The organism is Candidatus Moraniibacteriota bacterium, assembly GCA_026396275.1.
GTDB lineage: Bacteria > Patescibacteriota > Minisyncoccia > Moranbacterales > JAPLXC01 > JAPLXC01.
The window spans coordinates 111,657-125,128 of the sequence record JAPLXC010000002.1 but is presented as its reverse complement, the minus strand read 5'-3'; the positions used below and the strand labels follow the sequence as shown (position 1 = coordinate 125,128).

The following is a 13,472-nucleotide window of genomic DNA, read 5'->3' as shown; positions in this document are numbered from 1 at the left end:
ATTGACCGAGGCAAACAAATCAGCTATGCAAATCTTTTTCATCCCTTGGGGGATTATAATAACTGCAGGAAGAACACTCTTTTTTAGCCACCAACCAGGCTAAAATGGCTACGGCTAAAAGCAAAATAAAGTTTAATAAAAGATTGGAAAAAAGAACTGAAAAAGGCAATACATCCTCTCTCCCCACTGCTATATAAATTTTATCTTGAGAAGAGTCGGGAGAAGTAGAAATAAACAGGTAAATTTTTTCATTTTCATCTAATCCTTCGGCGTACACCGCGCCTTCATTTCCATTTTCTATAGCCTTTCGCACTAAAGATTTACCTTTAAGATTTTTCCCAACGCAATCTTTTTCTTCGGAAAAGCAATCTAAAACTACTCCGTTTTCGTCAAAAATCAAAAGTGATGTTCCGTAAGGCAAAGAAATTTTGCTGTTGAGATCATAAAGCCACGATAAATCTCGAAAAGCCACGACAGCACTTTTAATTTCACCTTGAGAATTAAAAATTGGCTGGATAAAAGGAATGATTGGTTTATTACTTATTGTTCCAGCCACATATTTCCCCGTTATAAAATCCCGTTCTTCGAGCATTCTCTGGAAATAGGGCTGATAAGCGACATTGATTGATTGGTCGTTTTCAAGTCCGCTGCAAATGAGATTTCCGTCTGCCCCGAGCAAAGTGATATTCGTATATTCTTTATACTGCTTTAAAAGCTTAGCCAAAATTTCATCGCATTTAGAAGACTCAGAATCTTGCAACTGCGGAAGCTTGGACAAAAAGGAAAGAAATTCCCGAGTTTCGTTGATAGTTTGTTCCTGAAGAACTGCTGTTAATTTTGCTAAAAACATAGACTGTTCTTGAATATTAATTTTCTCCATACTGTAAATTTTTAAGGAATTCAGAAAAGCCACACCCGAAGCCGGCATAAAAATAATCAAAAAAAATACAATGAAACAAAGCTTCCGATGCAAAATAAAAAACTTTTTCATAAATTTATATTTATAATTATTTAGCGAATTGGTTTGATACCCACCCAAAACTTCCGTCCAAAAGTTCTATTTTAACCCAACCATCTTTTTCTTCAAGTTTTTCAAACTGGTTGCTAACATAAATTTTCTTGACAACTTTCCCTGATTGAGAGGGAATCTCCCTGATATTAACATAAGAGCTGTCATTGGGAATAATTTTCACGAATTCCCGGTTTTCCAAATTGCCGGCCGGCTCAATATACTCGCCCAGGATCCAGCCTTCTTTTTTATCTTTGAGGATTATTTTGTACCAGCCGCCCAGAATTTCTGAAAAAGAATAGATTTCTCCCGGATAAGCCCGAGCGATTATTTTTTCCGTATAAGACGGATTTTCGTAAACACCGTAAAACTCCATATTTGTCTGTCTGATTGCCGCCTCTCCGGTATCGCCGATGCTCGCTCCCTCGACTTTTTCCTGATTGTCATTGCTGCCTAACAAAGCCGGACTATTTGTTTTCACATACTCTCCGATAACCCAGCCTTCTTTTTTATCTTTGAGAATTATTTTGTACCAGCCGTTTTCGGATTCCAAATAAATATACTTTTCTCCCGGATAAATTTTAGCTACCAGTGCGCCGCTAGCAGAGGGCTGTTCTCTAACATTCAGCCAGCCCGTGGGCGTATCTTTGATAGTTAGTTCATTTTCTTTTGCCTTGACAGATGGAGTCTCCCCTGAATTATTTTCCGTAGTTGCGCCGCCAACCGTTTCTTCCAATTGAACATATTCACCGTTAACCCAGCCTTCTTTTTTATCTTTTAGAACTATCCTATACCAGTTATCTTGATTTTCGATATAATTATAACTTTCTTTCGGATAAACCTTGCCAATAACATTCCCGCCGGTTGAAGCGCTCTCACGAACATTCAGCCAGCCGGTAGGCGTGTCTTTTACGGTCAGCCGGCTGGATTTGGAAGCTTCGGATTTGTTTTCTATTTTTTCCTCCTGCGAAGCATCCTCTGGATTCTCATCTTTTTTCATTATCTCATCTATTTTTTTGTTCATCTCCGCTTTTTCTCCGGCTTTTTTATCGATTTCAGCGACTAATTCCAGGACTTTTTTCTTCTTTTCATCCGCTTCATCCGGAACCTGGCTTTGAGAAACGCTTAAAACAATCTCTTTTTCTTTTTCTGATTTTTCTTTCTGGTAATCATGGTATTTTACGAAAGCCAGGGTGCCAGCCGTGACGATGACTAATATGCCTATGACTAATAAGACCTTCTTGGGAAGAGAAGCCACCTTGGCCGCAACTTTTTTGAACAAGCTATATATAAGGCTCGAGATATCCTTGGACAGGATAACTAACCCCAAAACAATCTTTTTGGCCCAGGAAAAATTGAATCCCGGAAGAGCGAGCGGCGAAGGTGTCGGCAACTCGATATTTTGATTCGGAGCGCCAGGAGTGACTACTGGTTGGACAGGATTCATATCATCCGTTTTCTGGCCGGCTGGCAGCCCGCCGGTTTCCGACTTTCCATCGGACACGATTTTTTTCCTCCAGAGAGCGTAGTAGAAAAACCCGAGAGCTCCCATGCCAAAAATTAAAATTAGGACTATTCCCCAGGTGGCAAAGGTCTGAATGCCCCCGATAGAGGCTAGGAAGTTTTTCCCGGTGCCGGAATTCAAAACTAAATCCTTCATTCCTTTTAAATTTTCATTAATTGCTTTCAATTCCTCCTGATTTTCCCGATAAGCCAGGATATGGTCTTGCGGAGTGGCATTATTATCTTTTTGCTTTCTTGCAACCTTATCCAGCCGGGTATTAATATCAGTCTTTAAGGTTATGGCTTGCGCGTTGTAGAAAGTATCGGTCAATCCCACTGCCATTTCTTCGGCTTGCTTTCTTAGGGAATCAATTTCGTCATAGCTAATTATCCAGATGTCTTTTATTTCCACCGCGCGCGTTACCGACTCGCCAGCTTTAAGTGCGATGTCCGCGGTAACATAGTATTGCTCTGTAGTCGCGTCGTAATTTAAGGAAAGCCCGCTCAGATCTATTATATATTCCTGACGCACTTCTTTGGGAAGATAGGCCTTGAAAGGAATTTTCTGATCAGTTGAATCAGAAGGATTGACAATAATAAATTTAATCACTACCGACCCCCATTCCATAATCACTTTGACTATCGGCTCGCTGATCGTTCTTTCGATCAGCTGGCGGTCTATTTCAGCGATAGCTTTAAGCTCAATCACTTTATTTTTGAGATAATCAATATCTGTTTTCTTGATCTCGAAATGCTGGGAAAAGGAATCTGAACTGACTTTTCCAATCTTGTCAGTCACGTCTTTGAGATCGGATGAAATATCACTCACTGAAGAAGAAATATCGGAAGTTCTTGAATCCAAAGTCGCCAGACTGTTCTCCACCGTGTCCACATAATTTTTAACAGCCGTGATATCGTCATAGGCGCTGGTGGTTTTTCCGTTATATCCCAATTCCAACTCAACGTCCAGAAGCTTGTTATGCGTGGCCTGGACTTGGGCGTAAATTAAATCAATCGTCCCGCCGCTTCCCGTCGCTTCCTTTACTTCCTTTATCCTTCCAAAAAGAGTTTCTGCGCTGGCTTCGTCATCCGGCGTTCCCACATAATCTTCCAGCGCGTCAACATAGCCGATGATATCCGCGGCAGAATAACTGCCCCACTTATTAAGAATACTGTTAGTCACCGTTTGGATGGCGCTGACTTTAATATTGGTGTCTTCCACGGTTGTTTTTATACTGTCAATATTAGTGTCAAGAGTGTCAATTTTCGCGTCAACGGAGTTGAGAGTGGTTGTTAGAGTATCAATTTTCGTATCAATGGAAGAGAGATCGCTCTGAATAGCCACTACATTAATGTAAATATCGCCAACATCGCTGGAAATGTCGGATAGGGTATTGGTTGTATTGGTTCTAAAAGTTGATTCGGACGATTCATGGGTGTCAAGACTGGCCTGCGAAGAACGGGTTGAAACCGGCACATCCACATTGGATTCAATATCACTGACATTGGTTGAAACATCATCCAGACTGCTTTGGGATGACCGGGAGGAAATTTCCTCATCCACATTGGTTATTAGGAGCTCTCCGATAGAATCAATAGTAGTCATACTGGAAGTTAAAACATCCCAAACATCCTGCGCCGTGATGTCGTTGCCATAGGCAGTCAGTTCGCGAGTGGCATTGCTCCAAACGCTGTTGGCAATCGCCGAAAGGGCCGGATTTTCCAAATTGGTAATTGTTCGAGTAGCGCTGCTCCAGACATCAGCGGCCGTAAGCGTCGAACGGGAAGAAACGGCTGCGTCTAAATTGTCGCAAACCAGTTTTCCCACGCTACCGGAAGTATTGAGGATAGAACAGGCCGTGTCCCAGATCGCTTTTCTGGAATCGGAAGTAAGCGCCACTTCACCAGTCAAAGTTCTAGTAGCGTAAGTCCATACATCAGACGCGGAAATATCATTTAGGGCATCTACTGAAGATTGGGAAGCCCGCGTGGAGGTCGCCACATCTACATTCTCCGCCAGCTGCTTGCCAATCGAACCGACTGTAGTTAGTGATGAGCTTAATATGCTCCAAACGTCGGCAGCGGTAATGTCATTGCCGTAACTAGTAAGAGTTCTATTGGCTTCCCCCCAAACGGCTGTGGCAATTTGCGCTGTGGTCGGATCGTTGAAATTAGCGTTGGAAGTTAAGGTTCTTTCCGTTGCCAGCCAAACATCGGCCGCCGTCAAGTCGCTGGTTCCCCGGCTGGAGATAGTGGCATCAAGATTGTCCTTGATTAATTTTCCAACCGATCCGGTTTCTCCGATGGAAGTGAGGGCGTATTCCCAAATGTTATCCGGATCAGTAATCGTTCGGTTGGAATAGCTCCAGACATCAGCAGCAGAAATATCATTTAAGGCGTCCAGCGAAGCTTGGGAGGCTCGAGAAGAGACTGCCACATCCACATTTTCCGCCAGTTGTTTGCCAATACTTCCAACTGTGGTAAGCGATGAACTTAAAACATTCCATACATCCGCCGCGGTTATATCGTTTCCATAAGCAGTTAATGTTCTGGTGGCATTTTGCCAAACTGCCAGAGAAATAGCGTCAGTTGAATAATCAGTCAGAGTTCGAGTGGCGTTCGTCCAAACATCGGCCGCCGTCAAGTCGCTGGTTCCCCGGCTGGAGATAGTGGCATCAAGATTGTCCTTGATTAATTTTCCAACCGATCCGGTTTCTCCGATGGAAGTGAGAGCGTATTCCCAAATCGCGTCTGGATCGGTGATGGAACGATTAGCATAACTCCAGACATCGGCAGCCGATATGTCGTTAAGGCCGCTAATCAAAGCTTCATTTTCATCAATTTCAGCGATGATGTCCGCCTTCATCGTATCCAGATATGACTGTGTTGCCAATGTTCCTCCGCCTGACAAAGTGCTGTCGGTAAGCCTTCTTATCGCATAGCTCCAAATTTCAGCCGCCGTAGCTCCTCCTCCACTTCCACCGCTGGAAGCGGTCGCCGCCAAAATGGCAAATCGATCCTCATCAGCCGGAGCAAAAGACAGGGCTGGGTCAACAGTTATTGTTTTTGAAGCACCAGTATAATCGGAAATTCTTCGGACCGCTCCCTTATTTTGCCCTTCGGTAAAAATAATCGCGCCGTTTAGATAAAAATCATCGGTCGTAGAACTTAAGCTGGTATCGAACTCGGTTGTTGTAGGTGAAAGATCAGAAACATCCGCGTACTGAGCTACTAATGCGTCACCCAAAAGCTGACCAAAAGAACCGGCGCTGTCGGAAAAAGTGCTGAACTGCGCGTTCCAAACTCCTTCGGCCGTAAGACCGGTCGCCAGCCAAGGAGAAACCGGCTGTCCACTGGAATGAAAATCAAGAGTTCCCGTATCCACTGTTCCAGACAAAACCGAAACATCATCCAGATAAACATACGGCTCGTTATAAATGACATAATCGCCCGGAGTTAAGGCCGCGAAAGTAGTGCTTAATAGATGCGGAACTACCGTGCCTTTGAGATAGAGAATCTGACTGGTATTTTTCACGATATCAAAAACTTTTCCGTTGGCGTCTTTGAATTTATATCCCACCCATTGATTGGGCGTCCAGGATTTATCCACATCTTCAACCAAGGCCGGAAGATAATTCCCGGTGGCATTGGAAACAATTTCGCTCGTGCCGGAATCGGATACCACATAATCCAGCTTGGTGGAAATTTTGAGTTCCGCTAAAGCTGACTCTGTCGGCGTGCCGGAAACCACGAATTGCTGCCATTCGTCCGCTGTCGGCTCCGCTGTCCAAGTCAAATTGGCTCCAGTCATTCCCAGTCCGGAAAGTGTAACAGTCGGCAAATTAGTCGTGCCGTAATTGGAATTGATTCTCAAATAGCCGGTCGCCGCCAGTGGCTTATCGGCCACGCCTACAAGCTTAGCTGTATAGTCCAATCCGATGTCGGCATTGATCGGTTCCAACCGCCAGCCATAGCCCCCGCTGGTGCGCAAAAGCGTATCCGGCAAGCCCGCTCCGGTGGTGCGCATATAGCCAAAAGTGGTGGCATTGATAATATTCTTTTCATTGGTAGAATGGGTTCCTCGTATATCCGTACCCGGAATAGTGGATCCCAGATAGTGATCGGCGACTCTCGGCATATTATCGTAATCAGCCGTTCCAAACAAAATGGGACTTCTCAACTGGCTGCCCTCGCCGGTAAACTGGATGAGCGATTCAGCTTCAAAAGTTCCGGTGTTGGGCGGCAAGCCGACATCCGCCTCATTCCAAAGCCCCCGGCCGAAAATACTGTCCGTATCCACGATCGCCACTGACGATGAGGTTTGCGCTACCCTGATGCCGGCGCCATAATTGGCGCCTAATGTCGTCACATCATCCGCTACATGGCCTTCAAAAATATTGTCATTCATGGTAAAAAACGAGTTTCCGTAAAGCCGGATGCCATTGGTGTTGATGGAAAAAATATTATCGGCAATCGTCACTTTCGCCACGCCAGAAGAAAAGTTCAAAGCGCCCGATGTTCCGGCGCCGGTGACACCGTTGTTATAAAATTCGCTGTTTTGAACCGTATACAGCCGGCCGGAGAAAAAAGACGCCGCGCCGTTAGCCGCCACCGGCGGCACAGTCACGTAAGCGTTACGGTTGCCCATAAAAATACTGCCGTCAATTCCGACATTCTGGGAAAGACTGGCGTTATAGCCACTGCCGATGTTGGCGGCGGCAAAATGAGTGGTGACGAAATAAGCGCCCACATAATTGGTTCCCTGCGTTTTACTGGCAATGGTGTAGGCGCGGTCGTAGAAATTATAGAAAACTGAATTGGAAATCGTTTGTGCGGGCTTGGCCGCCAAAAAAGTAAAGGGATTGGTAACAATCGCAAAATTGGTATATTGGTTTTCCATGGAAACATCGGAAAAATTGATGGTTCCCAACCCTGAAAGTCCGATTGTTCCCATTCCATATCCCATACCGGCATTGATCGGCGCGCCCATCGTCGCCCCGTTTTGCGTTATTGGTTCCACCGACCAGATGTGAGTATTGCGCTTAAGATTAAGAACCGGCGAATAAGTCGGGCTGGAAGAAGATTGTCGGACCGCCTTGTGATGATAAGTGTAATTATGGCTCCAGCCGGCCAGCGTGGCCAGAGTCGCGTTTTCTTCATAACCGGAACCGAATTTGATTCTGGCTGAAGGCGTATATTTTTCTCCGGTATTGTCCACCCAAACACGCGTTCTTTGCGGATAGGTGACTATTCTGATTCTTTCATTGCCGGTATCAGCTCCGTTGGTGAAAATCATGGCCGGATTGCCAAAAGCGTAATCCGCCATAATTGACCCTTCCTGCGGATTCATAGTTTGATCAAAACTGGCTCGGAAAATATTAGTTCCGATGTTGCTGTCCGCGTCGTCGCATCCGGCTGTCTGGCCATTGGTCCAGGCCGCGCTGGGAATTGGAATTCCCACAGATACTCCCCAATCGCAAGCGTCGGAAGTGTCAATCGCATCGTCAAAAATAGCAAACTCGTCAATTGATCCATCAAAGGGCGCGTCATAAGTCCAAGTATTTCCAATTCTTATAATTCCGGCATTAGCGCCTCTGGTTCCCACCGTTGAAGCTTGCCCTTCGCCGGAGGTGAAAGCTGTTTCATCTAGCCAGGCTCTTTTGGTATTTAAAGTTTCATCCCAGGCCAAACGGAAATGATACCACTGTCCGGCAGTGGCGGAAAAACTTTTCCGAAGCAATGTGTTTTGAGTCGCTCCTCCAAATACCGCCGCTTCCAGATAGCCATCGTTTGTATGCCGAATAAAAAGACGTTCCGAATTTCCTTGGTTGGCATAATCCACCAGATACATTCCCTTGGGATGAGTGGCAGAAGAAGGCGAACCGGAATAATTGGCCTTGAACCAAAAATCAATCGTGCCGTTTTGCCGGGCCGTGGCCGTTCCGCTAACACCTTCAATATTGTAGCGGGGCGTGATGGCGCTGGAAGTTAAGGTATAAGACGGCCAGACCAAAGCCGCGCTTCCCAAACCATTGTTGCCAACCCACGAACCGGTGTTTCTGCGCAGATTATCTTGAAGCAAAAGCATTCTGTTTCCGAATTTAGTGGCGGTCGGAGATCCGGAGGGAATGGTCAGACCGATTTTTCCGCCAGTGGCCGTGTAAGCGCTTCCGGGCGTGGCCGTTCCCATCGCGCCGGTAGCACTTCCAGTCACAGTGTAATTGCTACTCCCCGGATTCCATTCAAAATCAACATTTTCATAGACCGTGTTCGTGTCGCTGGTAGTTATGGCCGAAGATCCTGTTCCGGATAAACCTTTGTAGCTTCTGGTTGAAGTGGGACTGATATAAATTTTATCTCCGATTTCCGGATTAATTGTTCCATTCCAGCCGCCTTTATGCTTCAAAGTGAAATTAATATAGTTGCTGGTAAAAGGTGTTCCGGGAGTAATTGTTCCCAAATCGCCATTAATAGAACCTTTAAGTTTCCAGGTGCCGGTGCTGGTAAATGAATCAGAAAAAACTACCGACCCGTTGTCCACCGAAACATCGTCAAAATCGGCAATCATCGCGTCGGCAAAAAGACCAATTTTACCGGTATTCCAAAGTCCTTGTCCGGCCGTGGTCGTGTAAGTCACATCCCAGCTACCCGGTTCACCTGATCCGTCAGCCCAGAACTTGGCGCTCAAGACTGTGGAAGCGCCAGTGCCGGTAACATTAGCCTTGATCCAATACCAGCTGTTTTCCGAAAAGGCTTTGGTAGTGTTGGCAAAAACCGTACCTTCCGCGCCCAGAGCCATCGGATAAAGACCGACTCTTTGCTGGGAGCTGGTTTTTTCAATTAAAGCTCCATAGCCATTGCCGTCCAGCGAATTTCTCAAAACCACTCCGATTTTTCTGGAAGTCGCGTCATTGGCCGTCCTCATCTGCACTTTGGCTGTCACCGTATAATTCCCCCAAGACAAATCGCCGTTAGCCGTATGAAAATCAGCCGTCGCCGTATTTTGGCTTAACATGCCGGTACTGTTTATATGCCAGGTATACGGCGCCGAAGGCACAATCGGCAGAACTTGCGTCCAGCTGGGAGAATTGCCGTATTCTAAAATATAAGTTTCATTGGGATCAAAACTGCTCCCGGCCGTCACTTCGGAAACTTTGGCTTCTTGAACGCCTGAAGAAACATTAAACACGCCTGAAGACATTCTTTCTATTCCTCCCATTCCCACCGGAGTTGTCTGATTGGTTGGCGAAGTGGTCCAGGAAGTAAAAGAGGAAATTCTAGCTCGCACCCAATAGGCGCTAACACCGTTTACCGTTGTCTTGGCGGGAGTACCATTTAGGTTCGTAGGTGTCCAGGAAATAATCCTTCTGCCGGTGCCACTGGTAAAAATTCCAGTCGGGTCCATTGACTGCCATTGGCCGCCGTTCAAACGCGTAACTGTCGCTCCCTGCGCTACTGTATATCCGGAAGGAACCGGTTCAGAAAAAGTTAAAGTGGTCGCTGTCGGAGCGGAAGTTCCCAATCGGCGGTAAATCGGATCGGAATCGTTGTCGTCAATCATCACAATTTGATCCAGCCCAAAAACTGTTCCGCCTTCTGCCAGAGTAATCGCAAGAGAATTATTAACCGTATCCACTGACAAAGGAAGCGTCACTCCGGTCCTGGTTTGATAAAGATATGCGTCCCGGGGAGTAAATTCCGTCCAGCCGACTCCGGACTTATAGTATTCCCAGACATAATCGGCGCTGGCTACCATGGCCGTTCCAATATTGAATTCCAAAGCATAAGGCATATTACTTCCCTGATCACCAAAATAAACCGCGTCGTTCACTTCCGTGTTGGCGCCGTCATTAAAAATCGTCAAACTGGACGAATTGTTGTAATTGGAAGAATACAAAGGCGATCCGCCGTTATAATCGCTGTTATAAATATTGGTCATCGGAATCGTGCCGATCTCGGCCACTTCCATATTGGGCGTCGGCAGAGCGTTTCGGCCCCCGGCTCCGGCGTCAACCTTGGTTGTGGCTCCTGTCCAAACCGGCATCTGGTTGGCGTCATCCGTCCCGCCCAACTCAGTTGAGGAATAATTATTGTCCGCCAGCTGATTGGTCCCTCCGGCAACAGCCACCTGATCCAGCGGCTGCCAGTTGCCAACTACATCATCTTCCACATCCACCCAGGTATTGCCGGCATCAGTTGAATTATTTCCTAAATATCCAGTGTCAATATTGCCGTCAACATCCACTGCCAAATCACTTTTGGAAGTTCTGAAATCTTCCGAACCGTCGGCATAAAGCGCCACTCTTCCGGTACGGGTATTGCTTTGCGCCGGCGTGGATGCTCCGTTAAGGCCGGTCATTGTATAAATCCCGGCTCTTCTATCAGAACCAGTTGGCAGTTCAGTGGTCGGACCTTTGGCGATAAATGCGCTCTGTGCCACGGTATAGCCGGTTACCGCCGCCGCGGTTAAAGTTATGGTGGTAGAATTTTCAACCGCCGCGATAATTCTCGTTATCGGAACGGAATTGTTATCGTCCAAGACAATCGTGTCTCCGGGCATAAAATTAGTGGTGGAAGCTACGGTCAAAGTCGTAGTAGCCGCCGAGTCAACAGTCAAAAGCGTTGAAGCCGCGGGACTCACCGTGTCAAAATATATGTCGTGGCCAGAACTTTCCGGAATGGCTGCTCCGGATTTCCCAAGCGCCACCGATGCGTCCGAGTCAACCACAATTTTTCCGGGAATGGTAATCCGGTAATGCTTGTTGGTGCTGTTGTCTATCCCCAATTGCGAACTGGGAGTAACCAGCGCTGATACCCAGCCGCCGTTCTGGCTCCAGGCGGCAAAGTTGGCACGAGAACCGGCGCCGTCGCCCACCGCCGCTGCGTTGGTTCCGCTATATGCCATCGGCGCGTCCCAACTGCGGTCAATCGTCACCACATGCGATTCCTTGGTCGCCCAGTTGATGTCGCTGGTCAAATTGGATGAATCGCCGGAATCAGGATCGGATTTGCCGTTGCCGACGATAACAATATCACCGTCAGCCGGCGCGGTCGTGTCCGCGTCGCCATAAGCCACAAAGAAAATATGGCGGTTGGATAGATAAGGATAGTTGGTGCTGGAAGTGGCCGGCGACTGTGATTTAGCGTAAGCCAAATTAACTGAAGTAGTCCGCGCCAGCAAAGTTGAATTGGTTGGATTTTGCGGATGATTAAAAGTCGTCCAGCGTAAAACCGCTCCATTGGACGGTGCGGCCGAATTGGAAAGATGAGCCGAATATTCCGCCACATAAGCGCTTTGAGCGGTAGTATAAGTTCCGGCAGTAATCGCTGTTGATATTGTAATGCTGTTATTGCTGGTACAGCTTCCATCCGCCTGCGAAGTGGATACGACGCGGTTGGTGTTGATTGTTGTTGTGTTATTGTCCCAAACCACGATGTTATTGGCTGTTCCGGCTGTCGGCGCGCTGAATCTGCTTGAATCGGCCACGCAGATTTTAGTGGTTGAGGGCATATCCTGGGTAAAGACCTGGATTGCTCCCTGAATAATTCTTTGCTTCCAGGTGGTTCTGGCTACGGTGGCGTTTTTGGATTGGGTGTAGTTATTGGTGTTAGTCAGGTTGGCGGTTGTAGTAATGGACGGTCCGCTTAACGGACAACTGCCGTCTGAAGAATTTACTGAAAGAATAGTAAATTGAGCCGAAGCCGTATCGCTGTCCCAAACATCAATATATTGGTTGGCCGCAAAACCGGTGATTGAATCCACGCAAAGTTTGTTGGTTGTGCCGGTAATGTCCGAGGTCAGAGTGGTATAGACAGCGCTGTCATTGAGCCAGCTGGCGCCGGTTCCGCCATTAGTGGATGTAGTTAATTTATTGGTTTGTGTTCCGGAAACCGATCCAGCAACTGTCCAATTTCCATTGGCTGAAGAATAAGTGGCTGTCCAGTGTTCGTTTTCCGTTCTGCGCACTGTCGGCAATCCGATTCCCGGAACCGAATTAGCCGCCACCATCGCGCCGGTTGTCAAAACCGTATTTCCTCCCAAAACCACTGGCATAGTAACGGTTGGGGCGTTAGTTGTATCAAGATCATTGAAGCCGATTGTCCGGATCGTGCCGTTGATTGAAGGGAAGCCGTTGGACTGAGGCGCTTGCGCCCAAGTGCCAAAAACCGGAGTGCTGGCGCCCATGTTGATAATCCGGATGCCGTAATGATCGCCGGCCCCTCCGCCGGTTGTTACTGCTACCGGTGGATCAAAGCGAAAGTCAAAAGTTGCCCGCCCGAACTGACCCGGCGCCGCGTTTTCCCCGGAAAGCTCCTGATTGAACTGCCAGACCGTCCGGCGCAAAACTTGCGTGTCGGAAGGATATGTATAAGCGCCTTGGGTGCCGGTCACATAATTGGTCCAACCCCCGCTATACGTCGCTGAGGGAAAACGAACAAATTCAACCACCAAGTCCACATTGGAAAGATTGGTTGAAGTCAAATTTTCAAAAACCAGCTGGACCCCGTCCAAGTTTCCTGTGGCGCTTGGTTTAAAACCGATGAACTGGGCGGCCGCGTAAGTGGTTGTTGCTCCCATGGCCACATGGCCCATAGCGATTCCGCCAGCTCCCGGCTCGGTTCCCGCTCCCTGGCCCGGATGAATTGGATTGAAAGTGCCCGATTCCGCGTCACCGTTGACTCCGTCGCCGGAATGAGCCATGGAAGTATACCAGTCCCCGCTGGTTGACAAAGTCGTTGTCTGCTTGGAAACTTTGACTTTTCCAGTAAAAGTGGCCGCGTAAGAAGACTGCTTATGTAGTTGCGAATTAACAAAAAGAAAAAGTAGAATAAAAGCCGGAGTCAAAAAAATAATCGCCAAAACCAGCGGGAAGTGGCGCCGGCTAGAATCGCGGACAATGATCGCCCAATTTTTTATTTTACCGTAAATTTTTTCGCATTTTTCCTTGAGCATTGATTT

2 protein-coding genes are annotated in these 13,472 nt (G+C 47.2%); both read right to left on the bottom strand.

All coding sequences use genetic code 11. The features are described from left to right. Positions 1-19: 19 nt before the first annotated feature. Positions 20-880, bottom strand: coding sequence for a cache domain-containing protein (locus NT136_00710; protein ID MCX6765470.1), 861 nt, complete (start codon positions 878-880; stop codon positions 20-22). 127 nt (positions 881-1,007) lie between these two features. Further along, complete coding sequence (locus NT136_00705; GenBank protein MCX6765469.1) at positions 1,008-13,466, bottom strand: SH3 domain-containing protein; 12,459 nt, start codon at positions 13,464-13,466, stop codon at positions 1,008-1,010. Positions 13,467-13,472 lie beyond the last annotated feature (6 nt).

Coding starts and splice junctions, on each gene's coding strand:
- NT136_00705 (MCX6765469.1), bottom strand. CDS start 13,466: ATGCTCAAGGAAAAATGCGAAAAAATTTACGGTAAAATAAAAAATTGG.
- NT136_00710 (MCX6765470.1), bottom strand. CDS start 880: ATGGAGAAAATTAATATTCAAGAACAGTCTATGTTTTTAGCAAAATTA.